We start from the raw sequence: 22,554 nt of genomic DNA, 5'->3' as shown, positions 1-22,554 counted from the left end.
CTGCGCTCAAGGGCGTTGGCGGGGGGTGTGCCGTATCCGCCAGGCCCGCAGCAGCAGGAAGAGCCCGATCAGCGCGACCACCACACCCAGCACCGCGTACTGGCCGTGGCCGGACATGGCCGAGCCGTTCATCGCGCCGACGCCCTGCGCGATCCAGACCGCGCCGAGCACGACGAGGATGATCCCGCCGACACCACGGACCACCATGGTCACTCCATTCCCCGCACCGGTACGTCACATGGGCGTTGGCCGCCCACGTCCATCGCTCAGCTTCGTCCTGTTCGGCGCGCTCGGGGCGGTCGAAAACCTTACGGAACGGGAACGTCGTACCGGCCGCGGATTCGAGGGGCGGGCCGGCGGCCGGCTTTGCCTTCGCGCGGCTCGCCCCGGGCGGTGCTACGGCCACCGACCTGGGGCGAATGGCTGGGGGGAGAGTAAAGTGCGCGTGTTGTGTGACCATTTGCGGCGTATTGCGCCCTACGGTCCCGTCAGGCCCACCTGGTGACTGGTTATCACTGGAAGTTTTTACTGACGCGTAACTTCACACTTCACCTACTCGCTCGTAACTTGACGAGTGAACAGCATTCTTGTGATCCGGATCACAGGGCGTAAGGCCGTCGCAACTCCCTTGAGCCGCAAGGAGATCACACGATGCTGCCCTGGAAACGACTGCTCAGACCCCTGACCGCGCTGCTCCTGGCCGCCGCGGTCGCCGCCGTTCCCGCCGCCGCCGCTCATGCGTCGAGCGCCCCCACCAGTGGCTGGAACGACTACAACTGCAAGCCCTCGGCCGCCCACCCCCGCCCCGTCGTCCTCGTGCACGGCACCTTCGCCAACGCCACCGACAACTGGCTGACCCTCGCGCCGTACCTGGAAGTCCGCGGCTACTGCGTCTTCTCCCTCGACTACGGCCAGCTCCCCGGCGTTCCCCTCGTATACGGCCTCGGTCCCATCGACCAGTCGGCGGCCCAACTCCAGGTCTACGTCGACAAGGTGCTCGCCGCGACCGGCGCCGCCAAGGTCGACCTGGTCGGGCACTCGCAGGGCGGGATGATGCCCCGCTACTACCTGAAGTTCCTCGGCGGAGCCGCCAAAGTGGACACCTTCGTCGGCATCGCGCCCGACAACCACGGCACCACCCTGGACGGCCTCACCAAACTCCTGCCGTACTTCCCGGGCGCCGAGGACGTGATCTCCTCGGCCGCTCCCGGCCTCGCCGACCAGGTCGCCGGCTCGGCCTTCCTCGCCAAGCTGAACGCGGGCGGCGACACCGTCCCCGGCGTCCACTACACGGTCATCGCCACCAAGTACGACGAGGTCGTCACCCCCTACACGAGTCAGTTCCTGAGCGGGTCCGACGTGCACAACGTCCTGATCCAGAACCTGTGTTCAGTGGACCTGTCCGAGCACGCCCTGCTCGGGCTGACGGACCGGATCGCCTTCCACGAGGTCGCCAACGCCCTCGATCCCGCGCACGCCACCGCCACCACCTGCCTGTCGGCGCTGAGTTGACCGTAGGCACACCGCGGGGTCTGTCCGACCTGAGCCGCCGGACAGACCCCGCCCCCTGCACGGGCCGTGCTAACGGCCGTGCCGTCCACCGCCGTTGGTCGCCCGGCGGCGGACCGAGGCGAACAGGGCCGCCGCGCCGAGCGCGAGAGAGGCAGCGCCGCCCACGATGAGATACGGCGAGCTGTTGTTGGCGCCGGTCTCGGCGAGGTTCTTCGAACTCCCCGCCGCCTGCGGCTCGTTGGCCTCGGCGGTCGCCTGGTCCGTCGCGGCGACCGGCTCCGCCGAGGTGCCCGCGTCCGCGTCCCCGTGGCCGTTGTGCTCGACGGTCGACTTGTCGGCACCGGCCGCGATCTGTTCGTCGGAGGGGGCGGAGGCGGAGGGCGCGGGCGTGGTGGGCGTGGCCGGCTTCGGGGTCGGTGTCGGGGTCGAACTGCCCGCCGTACCACCGCCGTTGGCACCTGTGCCGCTTCCGCCACCGCTCCCGCCGAAGCTGACGTCCGAGCAGGAGTAGAACGCCTCCGGGCTGTCCGAGCGCTGCCAGATCGCGTACAGGAGCTGCTTGCCGGAGCGTTGCGGGAGGGTGCCGGAGAAGGTGTAGAAGCCGCCCGTGGCGACCGGGTCGGTGGAGGTCGCGACCGGGTGGTCCAGGTCCAGGTCCGCCCAGGCGAGCGGCTGCGCGGGGTCGTAACCGGACTTGGTGATGTACACCTTGAAGGTGCCCTTGTGCGGGGCGGTCACGCGGTACTTGAAGGTGTACGAGCCGCTGCTCACGCTCGTCGCCGGCCAGTCGGCGCGGGCCAGGTCGAGGCCCTTGAACTCCTCGTTGTTCGCGCTGCACAGCTTGCCGTCCGGGATCAGCGTCTGGTGCTGCCCGTTCGCGTCGCCGATCCGGATGCCGTTCCAGTCGTAGAGCGCCTGCGTGCCACCGGCCGCGACCGCCGCCCTGCACGCGTCCGACTTCGGGCTCTCCGGCCCCTCCGCGTAGCACTGCGCGACCCGGCTGACCGGGTCACCCATCGAACCGTGCGCCGCCGCGGGTGCCGCGGCGAGCGCGGTCAGGGCGAGCGGGGTCATCCCGAGGACGGCGACAGCGGCGACCTTGCGGCGTGCGGGCATGGGGGAACTCCAACTCCTCGGACGGTGCTCGGCGCGGGGACGGATCGCGGGGGACGGATCCCGTGGGGGTGATCAGAAGCTAGCCCCTGGAAACCGCGAAATCGCCTGCTGGAGACGGGGAGGGGAGATCCTTATGGTCGTGTTAAGGCAGGGCTAACTGAGGGCTCAGGCAGGGACGGTTCCCATGAGCTCGGAGAGGTGTAGCGGATGAGTGGAGCGGACGGGGTTCGTGTGGCCGTCGTCGCCGATGTGGCCGCCGTGAAGGCCGTGACCGATATGGCGTACCGCCACTACATTCCGCGCATCGGTGTGGTGCCGCAGCCCATGGAGGCGGACCATATGGCGAATGTGGTCGCGGGGCGGGTGTTCGTGACGGGGGAGCCCGTGGTCGGGCTGGTGGTGATCGAGGAGCGCGGTGATCACCTGTTCCTCGACAGCATCGCCGTCCACCCCGACGCGCACGGCACGGGGGTGGGACGGCGGCTGCTGGAGTTCGTGGAGGCACGCGCGCGTGCGCTCGGGCTGCCGGAAGTCAGGCTCTACACGAACGCGCTGATGTGGGAGAACCAGGAGATCTACCCGAGGTTCGGGTACGAGGTCGTGGAGCGGCGCGTGGACGGGCCGTACGACCGCGTCCACTACCGGAAGCGGCTGGGCTGACCGGGGCGGACGGGGGTCAGCCGTCCGGCCACCACGTGCGGGCGATGTCCTTTCGGACCTCGGGGCGCTCGGCGGGGCGCTCGTCGGTCTCGTCCCGTACCCGGCGGGTGTCCGACTTCTTCAGGGGCTTCTGCACGGTCACGCGGCGCATGGCTGCCTCCTTGTGTCCACCCGGGTCGTGTTCTCACGGGGTAGACCGTTTCCGGGAGGGTGACTCATCGGCGCGGGTCTGTCTGTGGCGGCTGTCACGATCGGACTGTCAGTGGCGGGTGTCACGCTTGGCGCATGAGTGAACCTGTAGCGAACTTCGACTGGGACGCGGAGGCGGCCGCCTTCGACGAAGAGCCTGATCACGGGCTGCGCGACCCGGAGATCCGCCGGGCCTGGGCCGACCGGCTGCGCGGCTGGCTGCCCGACAGCGCCGCCGACGTCCTCGACCTCGGCTGCGGCACCGGCAGCCTGTCGCTCCTCGCGTCCGAGCAGGGGCACCACGTCACCGGCGTCGACCTCTCCCCGGCGATGGTGGACCTGGCCCGCGCGAAGCTGGCCGGCCGTGACGCGGCGTTCCTGGTCGGTGACGCGGCCGTGCCCCCGGTCGGCGAGCAGCGCTTCGACGTCGTCCTCGTGCGGCATGTGCTGTGGACGCTGCCCGACCCCGGCCGGGTCCTGCGGCACTGGCGCGGGCTGCTGCGCCCCGGCGGCCGGCTCGTGCTGATCGAGGGCGTGTGGGGCACGGTCAACCCGGCCGGCATACCCGCCGACCGCCTCACCGAGCTCCTGGCACCCCTGGCCGGGTACGTGCACCTGGAGCGACTGTCGGACGACCTGCTGCTGTGGGGGAAGGACGTGGCCGACGAGCGGTACGCGGTGGTGGCCATCCCCGCCATCCCCTGAGCGAACCCGCCATCTCCTAAGCGAGTCCGCCCGTCGTCCGGCCGAGTCCGTCCGTCGTCCGGCCGAGCCCGTCCGTCGTCACGCCACCAGCGCGTCGAACCCGCCCTCACGGGCCAGCCTCTCCAACTCGTCGAGCGCGGCCACGGCCGCCGCCGCGGCCGCGGGGTCCGACGCGGCCAGCCCGCTCTCCTCGAACTCGTCCTCGTCCAGGCGCCGGATGTCCGTCCCGTCGGCGGAGATCCACAGGTCCAGATCGAGATCCTCTACGACGAGTTCGGCGCCGGAGAGCGTGGCGGGGCGGGTGATGTCGCAGTACCAGCCCTTCAACTGCCCTGTGCCGTCCCGGACTTCCTTCACCGCGTACCAGCGGTCCCGCCAGTAGTACTCGGTGAAGACGTCACCGCGCTCGAAGCGCACGAAGCCGAAGTCGCGGACGCCGTCACCGGCCCACGGGGCGCGGACGGCGAGGCGGGTGCCGTCGTCGAAGAGGAGTTCCGCCGTGTAACGGATCTTCGTGCGGCCCGCCTTGACGAGGACGACGTCCAACTGGATTGCGGGGTCAGACGAGTTCGCGGACATAGCGCACCTCCGTGGCGCAGGCCTCGTAGCCGAACCACTTGTTGATCGAGAGCATCGGGCCGTTGCCGGTGTCGTTGCCCGTGAACGCCTCCGTGTAACCGGCGGCGCGGGCGCGGTGCAGGGAGTCGTTCTTGGCGAGCTTGGCGAGGCCGCGGCCGCGGTGGGCGCGGGCGGTGCCGGTCATCACCGTGCCGTAGCGGCTGCCGTCGTCCGTGCGGGCGGCGCTGAAAGCCGCGGGGCGTCCGTCGACGAGGGCCACGGATGTCAACTCCTGGCTGAACAACGGGTGTTGCCAGGTGCCGTCCAGCCAGGCCTGGTAGTCCGTGAACTCGACGCCGATGTCGCTGGGTTCGTCGGCCATCGTCTCCGCGTCCAGCTCGAACAGGGGGCGCGGGTCCCCGGCGAAGTCCGAGCCCGGGCGGATCTCCACGTTCGGCGGCGGATCCTGGAGCGGGGGCAGGGTGCCGTGCGCCAGGTCCAGACGGAGGAAGTACGCGGAACGGCTCGCCGTATAGCCGAGGCGTTCGGCGAAGGCGCGGTTGGCCGGTTCGTCCAGGACCCAGGCGTAGAGCCTGGTCGCGCCCTGGGCTGCCAGGTGCTCCTCGGCGGCGCGCGCCAGGAGCGAGCCCGCGCCCCGGTGCGTGCGCTCCGGGTGCACGTACACGTTGACGAAACCCCGGTCGGGTTCCGGGCTGTCGTAGGCGATACCCACCTGGGCCGTGCCGATGATCTCGCCGTCCTCCTCCGCGACCAGCCTGCGCAGCGCGGCCTCCGGCTGGGCGTGGGCGATGTCGTGGGCGACGGACTCCGCGGTGAACAGCATGTACGGGAGGGCGAGTCGGCGGACCTCGACGAAACCGTCCAGGTCCGCCCGGACATCGGGGCGCAGGTCGCGCGCGATCACGGTCATGGGGACGCACGCTACGGCGGAGCCGCGCCGGAGTGCCTCCCATTTTCCGGCGGGTGCCCTCACCGCATTTCCGGCGGGCGCGTCCTGTGGCGGGTGCGGGACAATCGGGCCGTGACCTTGAAGATCCACATCGATGACAGCGCCGCCCCCTACGAGCAGATCCGCGCCCAGATCTCGGAGCGGGCCCGCTCCGGAGCACTGCCGGTCGGCTACAGGCTGCCCACGGTACGAGGACTGGCCGAGTCGCTCGGTCTCGCCGCCAACACCGTCGCCAAGGCGTACCGGGCGCTGGAGACGGACGGCGTGATCGAGACGCGTGGCCGCAACGGGACGTTTGTCGCCGCCGCGGGCTCGGCGGCTGAGCGGGAGGCTTCGGCGGCCGCGCAGGTGTATGCGGAGAAGGTTCGGCGGCTGGGGCTTACGGAGGGGGATGCGGTGGCGGCTGTGCGGGATGCCCTGCGGGCGGCTTATGGGGAGGGGTGAGGTGAGTTCGGCACCGCCGTGATCCTCCGTTGTGGCTGAGCGCCGTTGCGGCGGAAACAAATACGGCCGGATGGAGGCGTAGCGCGGCCGACGTGGCTACCGGCGTAGCGCAGCCGGTGCCGTTACAAGTACAACCCCGCGTCCGCGCCCTCCCGTTGGTCCGGTACCGAGGTCGGCTGGGTGCCCCGGCGCAGGGCGTACAGCTCCGCCAGGGTCGCGCCCTCGCGGCCGACGCCCTCCTCCGTGCCGAGCCAGTCGACCGACTCCTTGCGGGTGAGGGGGCCGACCTCGATGCGGGCGAGGCAGCGGCCGGGGCGGACGACGGCGGGGTGGAGGCGCTCCAGGTCCTCGTTCGTGGTGACGCCGACCAGGACGTTGCGGCCCTGGCCGAGGAGGCCGTCCGTGAGGTTCAGGAGCCGGGACAGCGCCTGGCCCGCCGTGTGCTTCGCCTCGCCGCGGATCAACTCGTCGCAGTCCTCAAGGAGGAGGAGCCGCCAGCGGCCCTTGCCCGTCGTGTCGTCCTCGCCGATCGCGATGTCCATCAGATAGCCGACGTCGCTGAACAGCCGCTCCGGGTCCAGCACACAGTCCACCTGGCACCAGTCCCGCCAGGAACGGGCCAGCGTGCGCAGCGCCGAGGTCTTGCCGGTACCGGGCGGGCCGTGCAGCAACAGGAGCCGGCCCGCGATGTCCTCCGGGGTCGTCTTCATCAGGGTGTCCATCGCATCGGCCACCGGACGCGTGTAGTTGGGGCGCACCTCGTCCCACGTGCCCGCCGAGATCTGCCGGGTCGTCCGGTGCGGGCCGCGCCTGGGGGAGACGTACCAGAACCCCATCGTCACGTTCTCCGGCTGCGGTTCGGGTTCGTCCGCCGCGCCGTCGGTCGCCTGGTCGAGGACCTTCTCGGCGAGCTCCTCACTGGTCGCCGTCACCGTGACGTCGGCGCCGCGGTTCCAGCGGGAGATCAGCAGGGTCCAGCCGTCGCCCTCGGCGAGGGTCGCGCTGCGGTCGTCGTCGCGGGCGGCGCGCAGCACGCGGGCGCCCGGGGGGAGCAGGGTCGCCCCGGTCCGGACGCGGTCGATGTTCGCCGCGTGCGAGTACGGTTGCTCGCCCGTCGCGAAGCGGCCGAGGAACAGCGCGTCGACGACGTCGGACGGGGAGTCGGAGTCGTCGACGTTGAGCCGGATCGGCAGAGCGTCGTGTGGGTTAGCGGACATGGGGCCATGATCCGGCACAGGGACGCCGTGTGCACCCGCTTTCCGCAGTGCGCCCCCGAGTGTCGGCGAAGCGCTCTGCTGGAAAAGCGGCGATGGGCCGTCGTTCGGCTGCGGCGCCGTTGTGGCTGGTCGCGCAGTTCCCCGCGCCCCTATGGGGCACGGCCGAACCGTGGACTACCCAGGCCTGCTCCCGCCGTTGCGCCCCCGCCCTGTTACAAGCCTGTGCGCGTACGGATCTGCCCCACCTGCTCCGCCCACCGTTACTGTTGCCCTTGATGGGACGTCATGGGTGGAATTCGGGGGCACTGCGGTGGCGGCTCACCGCGCTGCTCGGCGTGGGTGTGGCCGCACTGGCGCTGATCGTGACCCTGATCAACACGCTTCCCGGCGGCGGAAGCACCGCCGGCACCTCACGCGACGGCGACAAGGTGCACGGCACCCCGGCGACCCCGCCCGACGAGGACCGGCCCGAGGTCGGCTGGGGCTTCACCCACACCCAGTACAGCGCCGACGAGGGCAGCAGCGCCGCGACCGAGCGCGTCGAGGGACTGCTTGCCAAGTCCCGACTCCCGCAGGACCAGGCCATCATGGGCTGGGGCGCCGACAACCCCGAGCCGGTGAAGGGGCGTTACGACTTCGGCGCCCTGGACCGCCGTATCGACTTCATGCGCGAGTCGGGCGGCACCCCGGTCATCACGCTGTGCTGCTCGCCGGACTGGATGAAGGGCGGCAAGTCCGGTGTGGACAACACCGATTGGAGCCAGGCCTCGCTGGAGACGGCGCCGAAGCCCGACCACTACGCGGACTACGCCGCCCTCGCCGCGACGGTCGCCAAGCGGTACCCGGACGTCACCCACTTCATCGTGTGGAACGAGTTCAAGGGCTTCTGGAACGACGCCAAGCAGCGCTGGGACTACGAGGGTTACACCCGGCTCTACAACCTGGTCTACAAGGCGCTGAAGAAGGTCAACCCGAAGATCATGGTCGGCGGTCCGTATCTGGTGATGGACAGCGTGGACCCGCGTGACGCCAACGCCTCCCGTACGTTCAAGGGCAGTTGGGGCGCGATGGACCAGCGGATCATCGACGCCTTCGACTACTGGAACGAGCACAAGGCCGGCGCGGACTTCGTGGTCGTCGACGGCTCCAGCTACACCAACGACGACGACCTGCTGCCGGACGAGTTCGGGGCCACCGACAAACTCACCGCCGTGAGCGAGTGGGTACGGCAGCAGACGCACGATCTCCCGCTCTGGTGGGCCGAGTACTACGTCGAGCCCGCCGACGGCAACGACGACCGCAAGGGCTGGTCCGAGACCCACCGCGTCGCCGTCCAGGCCACCGGCATGATCGCCCTGGCCAAGGGCGGCGCCTCCTCCGGCTTCTACTGGAACCCGGAGGAGGAGAAGGGCACGGACTGCCCGGGCTGCCTGTGGACACCGACCGACAGCTCCGACGGCGGGCAACAACTGCCCATGTACGACCTGGTGTCCCGCTTCGACGCGGCCTTCGGGCCCGGCGCGACGTACGAGACCGTGCCGGTCGCCGCCGACGACGTGCCGAACGTACGGGTCCTCGCCACCGACAAGACGATTCTGGTCGTGAACACCCTGGACCGGCAGATCAGCGCGAACGTCGACGGCAAGCAGTTCGACATGGCGGCCTACGGGGTCAAGTGGCTTACCCGATAAGCCACTTGACCCCCTAAGGCCCCGCTACTTCATCGTCAGGAACCGCTGCACCAGCGAGGCCAGCACCACCGCCAGCAGGGGCAGCGAGAACCAGAAACTGCCCTGTAGCCACCGCAGTTGACGCACACTCGGCCGCACCGCGACCCGGACGACCTCGCGGGCCGTCAGCATCAGGATCAGGGCGAGCGCGGCGAGGGCGCCCACCACCGACCACGGCGTCCAGGTGATCTGCGGTCCGATCGGCCCGGGATCGGGCTCGGGGACCGCGCCAGGCGGCTGCTCGCGCAGGGAGTACATGGTCACGTCGGCGTTGACGAGGACCTTCTTCACCTCCTGCCGGTTGTCCAGGTTCTGGATCAGCCGGGACTCCCAGGTCGCCGAGTAGCCGGCGTCCAGCTGGAGCGAGACGACCTGGCTCTTGTTGAGCATCAGATACGAGTGCGGGCCCGCGTCCTTGAGCGCCTTGACCAGGCCGGACACCAGCACCGGGTCCGAAGGGGCCAGCGTGGGCACGTAGTTGACCCGCTCCATGTCCTTCGCGCCCCACGGCATCGCCGGCGTCACGTCGTTGACCGTGTCGTCGCTCAGCCACAGCAGCCGTACCGTCGGCTTGTCGTGGGCGTACACGTAGTTCATGGCCGCGACCTCGCCGGGCCGGACCCGCTCGAAGCCCTCGTTGCCCCAACGGGCCACCAGGAAGCCGCCCATGAGCAGCAGGCCCGCGAGCAGCGCGGCCAGCGGGGCGAGGCTCACGCGGTCCTTCTCGCGTTCCTTGGCGGTGGCGCCGGTGCGCGGGAAGAGGGCGAGACCCGCGAGCAGGGCCGCGCCCGGCACCGCGAACATGAAGACCCGCAGCGCCATCTCACCGCCGTAGGACTGCATGCCGAAGCCCAGGAACGGGACGAAGGTGAGGACGAGGAGGGAGCGTTCGCGGTACTTGTGGTCGCGGCGGCGCCACCAGCCCCAGCAGGCGAAGGCCATCACGCCGCCGGCCAGCAGGACGCGGGTGTAGAGGACCAGCTTGTGGGTCGAACTGCCGCCCTGGATACGGCCGGAGACGGACGTCGAGACATTGCTGCCGACGCCGCCGACCCCGCCGAAGAGGTCGTTGAAGTGTCCGGACCAGTACGGCTCGGCCATGAAGCCGATCCACACCGCGACCAGCACCGCGAACAGGATGGGCAGCCCGCGCAGTTCGGAGCGGCCGAGCAGGACGAGGACCGTGAGCACGCCCAGCATCACGAACGGCGTGAGCTGGTGGGCCGGGACACTCGCCGCGAACAGACCGATCAACACCAGGAGCAGGACGGCCTGTTGACGCCGGTCGGTGGGTTCGACCTCCGCCTCGCCGGGCCGGATCCTCGTCCACAGGACGTGCGGTGCCCGGAACCAGACCAACAGGATCGCCACGAAGGCCAGGTAGAGGAGGAAGGTGAAGCCCTGCGGGGAGAAGTAGTCCTGGCCGACCCAGCCGCTGAGCACGAAGATCCAGATACCGGTCCACTTCGCCCGCCAGCTCGCCCGCAGTGAGCGCACCAGCAGGAACATCGGTGCCAGATAGGCGAGTTGGATGGCGGTGGGCCACCAGCGGATCACCTCGGACCAGTCGGTGACCCCGCACGCCTTGCCGACGAACGCGGCCACCGCGAAGAAGCCCGGCCAGCTCCAGCGGGCGTCCAGGTCGGGTACGGCCGACCCGGTGCGGTCGATGTAGTCGATGAACCCGAGGTGCTGCCAGGCCGTCGGGAAGCGCGGCTCGGGCTCGATCACCGCGGGCAGCGCGTGCAGCGAGACGACTGTCGCGAGCAGGGTGATGAGCAGGAGTGCCTTGTGTTCGCGGCCCAGCCACAGCAGCGCGGCGAACACCACGATCAGCAGCGCGGCCCCGGCCAGCGTGGGCAGCGGCAGCACCGAGATCAGCCCGAGCCCGCCCATGCGGTCCAGGTCGGACTCGCCGAGCCGCGCCGCGGGCACCCAGTACAGGAGCAGCGCGGCGACCAGCAGACAGCCGAGGACGACACCGGGGCGCGTCGGCACCAGGCGCTCGCGCAGCGACAACGGGCGGGCGGGCGGCGGGACTTCGGCCGCCTTGGACTCCGTCTCCCGTACGTCCGCCGCCACCAGTGCCGCTTCCGGTACGACCGCCCGGTCCGCCCCGTCGGCGGGCTCGAACGGCGCGTCCACCTCCGGCTCGGCGGACGGGCTCAGTGAGGACTCTGAGCCGGGTTCACGTTCCTCCACGGGCAGCCCGACGATCTCGGACCGCTTGATGCCGAGGCCCCAGGTCGGCCGTTGCTCGCCGGACACGATGGGCGTGCCGGTGGGCGGGGTGCCGGGGCCCGGCCGTACGTCCGGCCGGCGTTCCAGGTGGTCGAAGTCGACGTGGATGCCGAGCGCGAGGGTGTCGGAGTCGAGCGCCCAGGCCGGTCCGCGACGGCGCGGTGCGGCGGCCGGGACCTCGCGCGCCCCCAGGTCGGCGAGGTCGCCGTCCGGTGCCGCGTCCTCGGGCAACTCCGCGGCCGGGGCCGCCCGTAGCGTCTTGAAGAGTCTGGGCGCGGCGATCGCCACGATCACCGCGAGGCTGGAGATCTCGGCGACCCCCGCCCCGGTCAGGCCCATGCGGGGGAGCAGCAGCAGCGTCAGACTGAGCACCAGGACGCACAACAGGCCCTGCAGCCAGGCGAGTCCACTCGTGCGGCTCTGCGCGCGCAGCACTGCGAAGTACGTCTCCATGAGGACCCGCAGCAGCGCGCCCACCGCGAACCAGCGCAGCAGCGGGGTCGCCGCGTCCGCGTAGCCCGCGCCGAACACGCCCAGGATGTACGGGGCGCCGATGAACAGCAGCCCGCAGATCGGCAGCATGATCCGGGCCATGCGCTTGAGCGCGGCCCGGGTGTTGGCGGCGATGCGCGCCGGGTCGTGGGAGCCCTCGACGGTCAGGGAGGCGCCCATGTTGATGGCGAGCAGGTTGACCGTGCCGCCTATCGTCGTGGTGATGTAGAAGTACGCGTTGTCCTCGGAGCTGACCTGCGAGGCGATGATCACCGGCACGAGGTAGACCACGGCGAGCGAGAACAGCGAGCCGGTGTAGTCCCCGGCGAGGAACCTGCCGATCTCCCGCAGCGTCGGCGGCCTCGCGTGCTCCTCGGTCGCCTCGATGTGCCGGGGCACCAGCCGCCGGAACACCAGCCAGCCGAGCGGCACCACGGAGAAGGCGATCGCGGCGACCCAGGACACGAAGACACCGCTCGCGGCGAACACCGACGCGAGCCCGACGAGCAGCGCCAACTTCACCGCCGAGAACACCGTGTTGCCCACCGGCACCCAGGGCGCGCTGCGCAGCCCGGTCAGCACCCCGTCCTGGAGCGTGAGCAGGTTCCAGGCGATGACGGCGACGACGAAGCCGAGCGCGGGGACCGGCCCGTGCAGGAAGCGGTACGAGGGTCCCCAGTCGTTCAGCGTCAGCAGGAAGATCCCGGCCCCGAACGCGACGATGATCGAACTGCCCGCGTACGTACGGAAGATGAGGCGTCCGGTGGCGCGTCCGGCGACCGGGATGAAGCGGGCCATGGCGCCGGTCAGCGTGACCGCCGTGAGTCCGGCCAGCAGCTTCATCGCCGCGATGGCCGCCGAACCCTGGCCTACCGCGGACGGGGAGTAGTAGTGGGCGGCGATCAGCCAGTAGCCGAGCCCCAGCACCGCGGAGATCCCGGTGTTGAGCATCAGGGCGTAGGCGTTGCGGAACAGCGGGCTGCCGCCGGGGGACCTGCCCCTCCCCGGCAGGCGCAACCGGCGCCCCGTCCGCTGGGGCGCCTCGGTCTCGGGCGCCGCGTCCTGGGTGGTGGTCGTCGTGTCAGACACGGGAACGGCTGGCCTTCCGGCGGACCTGTCGAGCTCTGCGGACCATGGCGTACCCCTGGGTGAGGGCACGGTCCCTGGCGAAGTTGCGGGCGATCGCACGGCCCTCGACGAGCCGCGCGAACTCCTCGACTCCCGTACTGCGGCGCACGGTTACCCGCCTCAGCGCGTACGGCCCCTGGCGGCGCCGGGCGAGGTCGTTGCCGACGGCGAGCGCCTGCGCGAACCCGGTCTCCCGCACCGCCTGGCGCACCCGGCGGCTGGAGTAGCCGTAGGGATACGCGAACGAGAAGGGCACGGCGCCGAGTTCGTCGGCGACGATCTCGCGGCAACGCACCAACTCCGTGCGCAGGGTGTCGTCGTCGAGCTGGTCGAGCTGCGGGTGGGTGTGGCTGTGGCCGCCGATCTCGACGTCCGCGCCCGCGAGTTCGCGCACCTGGTCCCAGTCGAGCATGGCGTCCAGGCCACCGCCGGTGTCGTGGTCGCCCCGGATCCAGCCGGTGGAGACGAACAGGGTGGATGCGAAACCGTGTTGGGCGAGCGCGGGCAGCGCGTGCCGGTGCACGCCCTCGTAGCCGTCGTCGAAGGTGATCAGCACCGGACGCTCGGGCAGTGGTTTCCCGGAGCGCCAACTCGCCGCCAGATCAGCTGTGTTGACGGGCGTGAAGCGCAGATCACCGAGGAGCGCGAGCTGCTCGGCGAACGCCTCGGGTGCGACGGACAGTTCGCGGGTGGCGTCGTTCGGGGCGGCGGCGATCGAGTGGTACATCAGGATCGGCACCGGTGTGTCAGTCATGTCCGCCCCCACGGTCGTCCGTGTGCCCGCGCTCGTGTGCGTCCCCGGCGATCCGCACCACCGAGAAGGTGACCCCGCCGCGCCGGGCCCGCACGCTCCCGACGACGTACCCGCCCGCCGCGCCGAACACCCCAGCGACGATCGCGCCCGCCCGGCCCGCGCCGCCCGGCCGGGCGAGCACGGCGTCCCGCAACCCGCGTACCACCCCGGCCGGCAGGACCCGGGTCGTGTAGCGGCGCTCCGACTCAAGTCCCTTGTCGGCGCCGACACTTCGGGCCACCAGCGCCTTGGAGAGACCCTCGGCGTACGTGCGGGTGCGGAAGTACCCGAAGTGCTCACGCACCGGGGGCACCCGGTGGTGGATCACCGCGCGGTCGTCGATCAGCAGTACCGCGTCCGGCCTGGCGCGGGTGAGGCGGATGCAGAGTTCCGTCTCCTCGCCGCCCAGCGGGCGCTTGTCGCCGTCGCGGCCGATGCCGGTCGCGAAGCCGCCGGCCGCGTCGAACGCCGTACGGCGGAAGGAGGCGTTGCCGCCCAGCACGTTGCGCACCCGGACCCGGCCCGGCGGCAGGCCCTTGTACGTGCAGCCCACCACCCAGTCGAACTCCTCGGGGAACCAGGCCGGCCGGCGCCCCGACGCCCAGATCGGCATCGTGCGGCCGCCGACGGCCATCACCTTCGGATCGGCGTACGGCTCGGCGAAGTACCGCAGCCACTCCCGCTCGGCCACGGCGTCGTCGTCGAGGAAGGCGATGACCTCGCCGCGGGATGCGGCGATACCGGTGTTGCGGCCCGCGGACAGACCGCGCGGGCCCGCGTTCGCCAGCACGCGGACCTCGCCCGTCTCCTCGGCGTCCTTGTACTCCCTGGTGAGCCGGTCCAGGAGAGCGGGGTTGTGGTCGACGACCAGCAACGTCTCCAGCGCGGGACGCGACTGCGCCCGCACCGAGGAGACCGCCGCGAGGATGTCCTCCCAGCGGTCCTCGGTGTAGACGCAGATCACGACGGAGATGTCGTGACTGCTCAAGACACCTCTCCCGGAACCGAGTCGATCATCCTCGCGTGCGAACGGCGGCGCAGCGCACGCCGGTTGGAGCGCTCCTTGAGGATCACCTTGAGCACCCGGATCCCGTCCCGCACGGCCCGCAGATTGCTCGTGCCGTGGATACGGAGGTACTCGTGACTGGGGATCTCCTGCACCTTGAGACCGGCCTTGACCACCCGGATGTTGATGAGCGTCTCGATCTCGAAGCCGGTGCAGTCGAGGTCGATCTTGTCGAGGCAGTGCCGCCAGAACGCGTTGTATCCGTAGCAGAGATCGGTGTAGCGGGCGCCGAACTTCCGGTTGACGATCGTGCACAGCGCCCAGTTGCCGAGTTTGCGGATGAACGTCATGTCGTCCGTGCCGCCGCCGTTGGCGAAGCGCGATCCCTTGGCGAAGTCCGCGCCCGAGACGAGGGCGGAGACATAGCTGACGATCTCGTGCCCGTCGGCCGAGCCGTCCGCGTCGACCATCACGATGATGTCGCCGCCGCAGGCCTCGAACCCGGTGATCAGGGCATCCCCCTTGCCCTTGCCCTGCTGTTCGACGACCTTGACCCCGGGCCACAGCTCGCGGGCCACCTCGACGGTGTTGTCGGTGGAATTGCCGTCCACAAGAACAACTTCGTGTATCCACGCGGGAAGTGTCTTGAAGACGTAGGGGAGATTCTCCGCCTCATTCATGGCGGGAATCACCACGCTCACCGGCGGTGTGATCGCCAGGTGAGAGGAGATCGGCCGGTATACGGCCGACATTAACGGATCTTCGCCCGATGTCGCTGGGCGCAGAACAGAACTCACGAGTCTGATCCCTCTCGTCCGGCGGACCGCCCGCCCCTGGGCGGCCCGGCTCTGTGCTCCGGTTCGAAAGGGGGGTTCTCACGGGCGCCACGGAGCATACGGATCTCCGTGCACGCGTGGTGAGCTGGCAAAACTGGTCGACCCCCGAAAGACATGAAAGCCGGCCGCGCGGACGACTCGGTCACAGAAACGGTCACCGAGCACGGCACCCCCCTACCGCGCCCCGCCCCGGATCCATCGCGGTCCTTGAGCCCTCCCCTAGTGCCGCTAGATGATGAACCAGTGCGGGTGAGATGTACGACGGTATTGACAATTGAACCTGTATGGCAAGGCCTGGAACGAGGCCTCACGTTTTTGTTGGTTTGACCGTTACACAACTTTGTCAGCCGTTGTACGGCCCGGCATATGCCGTATGAATACCGATAGCGAAATCAAGCCGCTGATCACCGCCACCGCGACGATTCCACCGTCGACCGACCACCGGTGCACGGCCAGCATTCCCTGGGCCACCAGCATGTCGACGACCACAGCGCCCGCCACCGAGGTGAGAACGCGGCCGAAGGGATCAAGTCCGCGCAATACCGCGGCAATTGCCGAAGCCGGTGCCGCGAACAGGAAGAACAGCGCGAACGGACCACGCAATGGTGATCCCGAGTCGATGAGCGCGAGCAGCGCCCCGACCCCTCCCACGGCAACCGCCGCGCCCGCGAGCAGTGGTGCCAGGTCCCTCTCCGGCCCTGACCGCACCCGCTCGACGCTGTCCGTGGAAGCTCTGTTGGTACCTAAGGTCTGCATTGGCGACTTTGCCCCCCAGCGCGCCGGATGCCGGACTTCAATGTGACCCAGCCCGGCCGCCATCGTCAAGACGCGCAGGGTGCCCGTCCCGGTTCGGATGCACAGGTGAACACCTGTTCCCACCGGCAAACCCTTGGCATGCACACTTCCCGTCAACGCGCGTCACTGCTACGACAGTTGTGGCAGAGATCCTGCTAAGGGAGGTTCCATGAGACGTTCCCGATTTACGGCATACGTGACCTCGCTCCTCCTGGCCGCCGGCCTCGCCCTCACCGGGGCGATGACGGCGCAGGCGTCCCAACTCGCCGCCACCGGCGGCTATGTGGCCCTCGGCGACTCCTACTCCTCCGGGGTCGGCTCGGGCAGCAAGATCAGTTCCAGCGGGTCCTGCGACCGCAGCACCAAGGCCTACCCCTACCTCTGGGCGGCCGCGCATTCACCCTCGACGTTCGACTTCATGGCCTGCTCGGGTGCTCGTACGGGTGATGTTCTCGCCAACCAGCTCGGCACCCTCAGCACCTCGACGTCCCTCGTCTCGATCAGCATCGGCGGCAACGACGCCGGCTTCGCCGACGTCATGACGACCTGCGTCCTGCAGTCCGACAGCTCCTGCCTGACCCGGATCGCCACCGCGAAGGCGTACGTCGACTCGACGCTCCCCGGCCTCCTCGACAAGGTCTACTCGACGATCAGCGCCAAAGCCCCCGCCGCGCACGTGGTCGTGCTCGGCTACCCGCGCTTCTACAAGCTCGGCACCACCTGCCTCGGCCTCTCCGCGACCAAGCGCTCCGCCATCAACGGCGCGGCCGACTACCTCGACGCCGCCCTCGCCAAGCGCGCCGCCGACCACGGCTTCACCTACGGCGACGTACGCACCACCTTCACCGGCCACGAGATCTGCTCCGGCAGCTCCTGGCTGCACAGCCTCAACCTGCTGAGCATCACCGAGTCGTACCACCCGACCGCGGCCGGCCAGTCCGGCGGCTATCTGCCGGTGCTGGCCGGCGCGGCCTGACGCTCTAGCCGTCAGAGGGCGTTGCCGAGTCCGACGCGGAGGCCCCGTCCGACGGGGTCTCCGCCACGCAAGTCACCGAGAACGGCACGGAGTTGGACTCCCCGTTCACCGGGCTGCGGATCTCGACGCTGATCTCGTTCTTGAACGTCCCGCTGTTCGAGTACGTCGTGAGGAACACCCGGTCCTGCTTGGTCTTCCCGCCGCCCGAGGGGAACGACAGCGTCTTCCAGCCCGGGTTGGAGACCGAACCGGTCTTCGTAACCCACCGGTAGGACACCTCCGCGGGCAGCTTGCCCACCGTGATGCTGGCCGTGAAGGTCGGCGCCTTCGTGTTCGGCGGCGGACAGCTGCCGGAGTACTCGGTGTTGGCGCCCTCCACCGTCGCCTTCACCGACTGCGGCGCCGAGGACGACTTGCTGCTGCTCGGGCTCGGAGTGTCGCTCGGCGCCGTGGACTTGCTGCTCGCACTGGGCGAAGTCCCGTCCGAGGGCTGGCTCTTGGGGGTGCTGCTCGCGCCCTGGCCCTCGTTCGCGTTCCCGCCGTTGTTCCGGTTGATCAGCGTGTACGTCAGTCCGCCGATCGCCAGCGCCAGCGCGACCAGCCCCGCGACCAGCACGACGGCCGCGCGCCGGTTGCGGTGCGGTTCGTCCGCGGCCGTCGGCGTCGAGTAGGAGTCGGGCGGTGGCCCGAAGCCCTGCACCGGCTGCGGCGGCGTCCGCGAGTCCTGCTGGGAGTAGCCGTCCTGCGGATACCCCGCCATCGTCGGCGAGTACGGCGTCGTCGGCGCGGTGTACGCGTGCGGCGTACCGCCCGCCGCGACCAGCCGCAGATCCTGCTCCGCCTGCTGGGCGGACATCCGCTCGGCCGGGTCCTTGCGCAGCAGCCCCTCGATGACCGGGGTGAGCGGCCCCGCCAGCCGCGGGGTCGGCAACTCCTCGTCGACGATGGCCCGCAGGGTGCTCAGCGGGGTGTTCTGACGGAACGGCGAGTGCCCCTCGACCGCCGCGTACAGCAGCACGCCGAGCGCCCACAGATCGGACTCGGGACCGGGCGTCCGGCCCAACGCCCGCTCCGGGGCCAGGAATTCGGGCGACCCGATGACCTCGCCGGTCATGGTGAGCGCCGAACTGCCCTCGACCATCGCGATACCGAAGTCGGTCAGGACGACCCGGTCGTCGTTCGAGATCAGCACGTTGGCCGGTTTCACGTCCCGGTGCAGCACCCCGGCGTCGTGCGCGGCCCGCAGCGCGGCCAGCACCTCGGCACCGATGTGCGCGGTCCGCTGCGGTGTCAACGGCCCCTCGGCGTCCAGGAGATCGGCCAGGGACATGCCCCGCACCAGCTCCATGACGATCCAGGGGCGGCCGTCCTCCGTCGCCACGTCGTACACCGTCACCACGTTGCGGTTGGCGACCCGCGCAGCCGCCCACGCCTCGCGCTCAAGCCGGGCGTACATCCGCTCGACGTCGTCGGACGCCAGTCCGCCGGGCGCGCGCACCTCCTTGACGGCGACCTCGCGTTGCAGCACCTCGTCGCGGGCCCGCCACACCGTGCCCATCCCGCCCTCACCGAGGGGGGACAGGAGCCGGTAGCGGCCCGCGATCACACGTTCAGTGCCCGGATCTTCGGACATGGGCTCCCCCCATTCGCAGCCGGGCGAATTCTCGCCAAACGTAACTCAGCCGAGCGCTGATGCCGCCCCCTTGAGCACCAGTCCGACCCCGAGGGCCACGACGACGAGCGCCGATCCCAACGGCAGGGTCCGGCGGACCAGGAACGCCATGGGGCTGGTGGTCCAGCGGGGGCGCCGGTCCAGCACTCGGTTCATCCCTGTACCCAGCTTGACGACGGCGAATCCGGCGGCGGTGAGGGTGAGGGCGAGCCCGACGCCGTACGCGACGACGAGCAGCAGCCCGAACCACGCCTGACCGAGCGCCGCGGCCCCCACGAGAACGACCACGGCGGACGGACTCGGCACGAGCCCGCCGGCGAAGCCGAGCAGGATCGTGCCGCGGACGGTCGGGGCGGTCTCGTGCGTGTGGGTGAAGCCGCCGTGCGTGTGTTCTACGGCGTGGTCGTGGTCGTGCGTGTGGCCATGGTCGTGGGGGTGGTCATGGCCGTGGTCGTGATCGTGACTGTGGGCGTGGTCGTCGTCGTGGCTGTGCGGGTGTGGCTGCGGGTGTGCCTCGCTGTGGGTGGACCCGGCCTCGGCGTGCGCGGAGACGAGGACCAGGGCGCGCTCGGGGCCTTGGCGGTCTCGTGCCCGTGGTCGTGGGGATGGGGATGCGGGTGGGGGTGTGAAGTGGCCTGGGGGCGTGGGCGGTTGCGCCAGGCGCGGCGTACGAGGTTGGCGCCGGCGAAGAGGACCAGGACGCCGCTCGCGATGCCCAGCCAGGCGATCACCGAGGGGGTCGCGGCCGAACCGGCCGTGACCAACAGGCCCAGGGCGACCACGCCGAGGGTGTGGGTGACGGTGACTGAGGCGGCGAGCGGGAGGACGTCCTTGAGGCGGGCGCGGCCGCCCCGCGCGGCAGCCGTGGCCGCCATCAGGGTCTTGCCGTGGCCGGGCGCGAGCGCGTGCATCGCGCCCAGGGCGATCGCGATGAGCAGGGCGAGCGCGGCGAATCCGACGGTGAGGTGGTGGCGGGCCACCAGGTTGTTCAGAGCCTCCGTCCAGCGGTCGGCACCGCGCGGCAGCACGGAGGCGGCGGGCGGTTCCGACGTGGACTGGTCGGCGTCGGTGAGCGCCGGGCCGCCGGGGCGCGCGTGCAGGGACACGCTCGTGGTGTCGTCGGGGGAGGAGAGCAGGTCCTTGGGGTAGCTGGTGAGTTCGTGCGAGTTCGACTTCGTCGCCACGTCCGACTTCGTGAGCGTCATCCGGTCGGCGCGCGCGGTGATCTCCCGCCAGCCGGGGCCGGTGGTCAGCCCCGCGCTGTGGAAACCGAGGGTGACCGTCCTGCCCTTGGGCAGCGCCGCGGTCGAACCGCACTCCACGCGCAGGGTGTTGAGCCCGGCCTGTCCCGGCCGCAGCCGCGCGGTACTGGAACCGGGTGTGAGCGCGACCGTACGGCCGTCGACGGTGACCTTGCTGCCCGCTGCGGCCTTGTCGCAGCGCTGCCGGGCCCACTCGGTCATGCCCAACTGCTTGATCTCCGGCTTGACCTGGGTGGCCGGGATCTCGGCGAGGTCCTCGATGTGGGTGACGCGAAGCTTGCCGGGGGCGACGACGAGACCGTCGTAGCGGTTGACGGTGAAGTTGCCGAGGGGGTGCGCGCTCGCGGTGGCCGTGGGGACCAGCAGGAGCGCGCCGGCGGCCGTGAGGACGGCCGCCGCGGAGGCCAACAGGCGGCGGACCGGTGTCACTTGGTCGCCTCCAACGCCTTACGGGCCTTGCTCGCGCCCAGCGGCGAGAAGCCCGGGTTCAGCTTCAGGGCCTTGGCCAGGTGGGCGCGGCCGTCGGCCTTGTGGCCGGTGGCGAGTTCGATCATGCCGAGGTGGTAGATGAACGAGGCGTTGTGGTAGTTCGTGGCCGTGGCCCGGCGGGCGTAGGGGAGGGCCTCCTTGTCGAGGCCGTTGACGTGCAGGGCCCAGGCGAGGGCGTCCGCGGTGTGCACGGTGTGGCGGCGGGCCCATTCGGCGCGGGCGGCCTTCAGGGCGGACTTGACGTTGCCGTGGTCGGCGGCGGCGAGCGCGGTGTCGAGGTCGGCGTTGACGCCGTTGGCGCGGGCCAGCGCGATCCAGGCGTCGACGAGGGCGTACTGGTCCTCGGCCTTGGCCTTGTCGCCCGCGGCGCCCCGGCTCTCGTACAACTCGCCCAGTTCCACGAGGGGTTGGGGCAGCGGGTAGCGGGAGACGACCAGCTCCATGCCCTTGATGGCCTCGGCGCGGTCGCCCAGGGCGGCCTGGGCGCGGGCGCGGCCCTCCAGGGCGGGGAGGTAGTTCTCGTCGGCGGCGAGCGCGCGGCCGTAGTCGGTCAGGGCGGTCTTGTAGTCGCCCTGGTTCCAGGCGAGTTGGCCGAGCGTGCCGGCCACGTACGAGATGTCGCCGGGGGAGGTGGCGGCCGCGAGCGCCTGTTCCAGGACCTTGCGGGCCGTGGTGACGTCACCGCGCAGCTCGTGCACGTACGCGTAGCGGGTGAAGACCGGGACGCCGGGCTTGCGGGCGTCCGCGAGGTCGGCGGCCTTCTCCGCGTCGGCGTAGCGGCCGAGTTCGACGAGGGCGTCGATCCGCGAGCACAGGGCGCGTTCGCTGTACGGGTTCTCCTTCAGCACCTGGTCCGCGTAGGTCAGCGCCTGCGCGAACTCGTGTCGGGCGGCGGCGAGGGCGGCGCGGCCCTCCAGGGCGTTCTCGTTGTTGGGCGAGATCTTCAACGACCGCTGCAACGCGGCCTGCGCCTGCGGGTACCGGGACGGGTCACCCTTCGTCCGCGCCTGCTCCACATACGCGAGCCCGAGCGTCGCCCACCCGTCGAAGTCCTTGGGCTGCGTGCGCAGATGAGCCTGCAACGAGGCGATACTCGCGTCCAGACTCCCGCTGGCGAGCAGCTCCGGCGACACGGCACTGGAGGCGGCGACAGCGGTGGCCCCGCTGTCCTTCGCCGCGCCGATGGCGATCGCCCCGGCGGTCATCGCGACGGCCAGCAGGGCGGCACACCCGGCGAGTTGGACATTCCTCCAGCGGCGGCCCGCGGCGGCTACTCGGCGGACGGCGGCGACGCGGTCGTCGTCTACGCGGGGGTGGGGGTGTGTGTGGCTGTGGGGGGCGGTGGATCCATCGGCGTGATCGTGATCGTGATCGTGATGATGGTCATGGTCGTGGTCGTGGTCGGGGCCGTGACTGTGAGAGTGGCCCGGCTCATCTGCGCTGTCTTGCGCGGGAGTTGATGCCTGGTCCGCGTCGTCGACCGTGGGGGTCGGCTCGGTGGAGTCCGCGGCGGTGTCCGTGTCCGCGTCCCGCTCACCCTCCGGCCCGGCGTCCTCCTTCGTGCTGCCCCCGTCCTCGCCCCCCGAGTCGTCGCCCTGTTCCCACAGCCGCTCCCACTCCCGCTGGGTCGCCGCCGGCTGCTCGTCCTCCGTCGGCTTGTCGTCGTTCTCGCGCGGGGCCATGCCGTTCCTCCATCGCCTGGGGTGGTTCAACTGCCGTGCTGCCGGGGGGTGTTGGTGCGTGGGGGTGGCGCGGCCCGCACC

The 22,554-nt window shown here is 70.6% G+C and carries 19 protein-coding genes and 1 pseudogene; 6 read left to right on the top strand and 14 right to left on the bottom strand.

Going from position 1 to position 22,554, the window contains the following annotated elements; genetic code table 11:
• Positions 1 to 6: 6 nt before the first annotated feature.
• A complete protein-coding gene (locus R2B38_RS06800) occupies positions 7 to 207 on the bottom strand; it encodes a hypothetical protein (RefSeq protein WP_318015412.1) in 201 nt (66 codons plus the stop codon).
• 444 nt (positions 208 to 651) lie between these two features.
• Between R2B38_RS06800 and R2B38_RS06795 the strand changes: the two genes are divergently transcribed.
• The gene (locus tag R2B38_RS06795) at positions 652 to 1,512 is read left to right on the top strand and encodes an esterase/lipase family protein (protein WP_318015411.1); all 861 of its coding nucleotides are present in this window, start codon (positions 652 to 654) and stop codon (positions 1,510 to 1,512) included.
• Between the two features lie 69 nt (positions 1,513 to 1,581).
• On the opposite strand, the gene R2B38_RS06790 is transcribed toward R2B38_RS06795, so the two are convergent.
• Positions 1,582 to 2,628, bottom strand: a complete 1,047-nt coding sequence (locus tag R2B38_RS06790; RefSeq protein WP_318015410.1) for a lytic polysaccharide monooxygenase — start codon at positions 2,626 to 2,628, stop codon at positions 1,582 to 1,584.
• Between the two features lie 207 nt (positions 2,629 to 2,835).
• On the opposite strand from R2B38_RS06790, the gene R2B38_RS06785 reads away from it, so the two are divergent.
• Positions 2,836 to 3,288 carry a GNAT family N-acetyltransferase gene (locus R2B38_RS06785; RefSeq protein WP_318015409.1) on the top strand — a complete coding sequence of 151 codons (453 nt, stop codon included), beginning with the start codon at positions 2,836 to 2,838 and terminating at the stop codon, positions 3,286 to 3,288.
• A 16-nt stretch (positions 3,289 to 3,304) separates the two neighbouring features.
• On the opposite strand, the gene R2B38_RS06780 is transcribed toward R2B38_RS06785, so the two are convergent.
• Entirely contained in the window at positions 3,305 to 3,439 is a 135-nt protein-coding gene (locus R2B38_RS06780; RefSeq protein ID WP_106971207.1) for a hypothetical protein, read from the bottom strand.
• A 134-nt stretch (positions 3,440 to 3,573) separates the two neighbouring features.
• On the opposite strand from R2B38_RS06780, the gene R2B38_RS06775 reads away from it, so the two are divergent.
• Positions 3,574 to 4,182, top strand: a complete 609-nt coding sequence (locus tag R2B38_RS06775) for a class I SAM-dependent methyltransferase (protein WP_318015408.1) — start codon at positions 3,574 to 3,576, stop codon at positions 4,180 to 4,182.
• Positions 4,183 to 4,260: 78 nt separating this feature from the next.
• Here R2B38_RS06775 and R2B38_RS06770 read toward each other — a convergent pair whose 3' ends face one another.
• Complete coding sequence (locus R2B38_RS06770) at positions 4,261 to 4,761, bottom strand: DUF402 domain-containing protein (protein WP_318015407.1); 501 nt, start codon at positions 4,759 to 4,761, stop codon at positions 4,261 to 4,263.
• Positions 4,742 to 5,671, bottom strand: coding sequence for a GNAT family N-acetyltransferase (locus R2B38_RS06765; protein ID WP_318015406.1), 930 nt, complete (start codon positions 5,669 to 5,671; stop codon positions 4,742 to 4,744). Before R2B38_RS06765 ends, R2B38_RS06770 begins: the two co-directional genes overlap by 20 nt.
• 111 nt (positions 5,672 to 5,782) lie before the next feature.
• Here R2B38_RS06765 and R2B38_RS06760 point away from each other — a divergent pair, with 111 nt between their 5' ends.
• Positions 5,783 to 6,154 carry a GntR family transcriptional regulator gene (locus R2B38_RS06760; protein WP_318015405.1) on the top strand — a complete coding sequence of 124 codons (372 nt, stop codon included), beginning with the start codon at positions 5,783 to 5,785 and terminating at the stop codon, positions 6,152 to 6,154.
• 122 nt (positions 6,155 to 6,276) lie between these two features.
• Here the strand turns inward: R2B38_RS06760 and R2B38_RS06755 are convergent, their stop codons facing one another.
• Positions 6,277 to 7,371 (bottom strand): DUF5925 domain-containing protein, encoded by a 1,095-nt coding sequence (locus R2B38_RS06755; protein ID WP_318015404.1) that lies wholly within the window; start codon positions 7,369 to 7,371, stop codon positions 6,277 to 6,279.
• Between the two features lie 275 nt (positions 7,372 to 7,646).
• Between R2B38_RS06755 and R2B38_RS06750 the strand changes: the two genes are divergently transcribed.
• Positions 7,647 to 9,062, top strand: coding sequence for a GH39 family glycosyl hydrolase (locus tag R2B38_RS06750; protein ID WP_318015403.1), 1,416 nt, complete (start codon positions 7,647 to 7,649; stop codon positions 9,060 to 9,062).
• Between the two features lie 24 nt (positions 9,063 to 9,086).
• Here R2B38_RS06750 and R2B38_RS06745 read toward each other — a convergent pair whose 3' ends face one another.
• The 5 genes from R2B38_RS06745 to R2B38_RS06725 all read right to left on the bottom strand — a co-directional run bounded on the left by R2B38_RS06745 (position 9,087) and on the right by R2B38_RS06725 (position 16,416).
• Positions 9,087 to 12,923, bottom strand: coding sequence for a lipopolysaccharide biosynthesis protein (locus R2B38_RS06745; RefSeq protein ID WP_318015402.1), 3,837 nt, complete (start codon positions 12,921 to 12,923; stop codon positions 9,087 to 9,089).
• Positions 12,916 to 13,716: a polysaccharide deacetylase family protein gene (locus tag R2B38_RS06740; protein WP_318015401.1), complete on the bottom strand. Its 801-nt coding sequence runs from the start codon at positions 13,714 to 13,716 to the stop codon at positions 12,916 to 12,918. The genes R2B38_RS06745 and R2B38_RS06740 overlap by 8 nt, the downstream gene beginning before the upstream one ends.
• Entirely contained in the window at positions 13,709 to 14,743 is a 1,035-nt protein-coding gene (locus R2B38_RS06735; RefSeq protein ID WP_318015400.1) for a glycosyltransferase family 2 protein, read from the bottom strand. Before R2B38_RS06735 ends, R2B38_RS06740 begins: the two co-directional genes overlap by 8 nt.
• Positions 14,740 to 15,558 carry a glycosyltransferase family 2 protein gene (locus R2B38_RS06730; RefSeq protein ID WP_318015399.1) on the bottom strand — a complete coding sequence of 273 codons (819 nt, stop codon included), beginning with the start codon at positions 15,556 to 15,558 and terminating at the stop codon, positions 14,740 to 14,742. Before R2B38_RS06730 ends, R2B38_RS06735 begins: the two co-directional genes overlap by 4 nt.
• 369 nt (positions 15,559 to 15,927) lie before the next feature.
• Positions 15,928 to 16,416, bottom strand: a complete 489-nt coding sequence (locus R2B38_RS06725; protein ID WP_318021598.1) for a hypothetical protein — start codon at positions 16,414 to 16,416, stop codon at positions 15,928 to 15,930.
• A 145-nt stretch (positions 16,417 to 16,561) separates the two neighbouring features.
• Between R2B38_RS06725 and R2B38_RS06720 the strand changes: the two genes are divergently transcribed.
• A complete protein-coding gene (locus R2B38_RS06720) occupies positions 16,562 to 17,368 on the top strand; it encodes an SGNH/GDSL hydrolase family protein (RefSeq protein WP_318015398.1) in 807 nt (268 codons plus the stop codon).
• Positions 17,369 to 17,372: 4 nt separating this feature from the next.
• Here the strand turns inward: R2B38_RS06720 and R2B38_RS06715 are convergent, their stop codons facing one another.
• The 3 genes and pseudogenes from R2B38_RS06715 to R2B38_RS06705 all read right to left on the bottom strand — a co-directional run bounded on the left by R2B38_RS06715 (position 17,373) and on the right by R2B38_RS06705 (position 22,473).
• Positions 17,373 to 19,001 (bottom strand): serine/threonine-protein kinase, encoded by a 1,629-nt coding sequence (locus R2B38_RS06715; protein WP_318015397.1) that lies wholly within the window; start codon positions 18,999 to 19,001, stop codon positions 17,373 to 17,375.
• A 45-nt stretch (positions 19,002 to 19,046) separates the two neighbouring features.
• Positions 19,047 to 20,731: pseudogene (locus R2B38_RS06710) on the bottom strand (sulfite exporter TauE/SafE family protein).
• The gene (locus R2B38_RS06705; RefSeq protein WP_318015396.1) at positions 20,728 to 22,473 is read right to left on the bottom strand and encodes a tetratricopeptide repeat protein; all 1,746 of its coding nucleotides are present in this window, start codon (positions 22,471 to 22,473) and stop codon (positions 20,728 to 20,730) included. Before R2B38_RS06705 ends, R2B38_RS06710 begins: the two are co-directional and overlap by 4 nt.
• Positions 22,474 to 22,554: the final 81 nt, after the last annotated feature.

This window comes from Streptomyces sp. N50 (assembly GCF_033335955.1).
In the GTDB taxonomy this organism is placed as follows: domain Bacteria; phylum Actinomycetota; class Actinomycetes; order Streptomycetales; family Streptomycetaceae; genus Streptomyces.
This window is presented reverse-complemented; position numbering and strand designations above follow the sequence as displayed.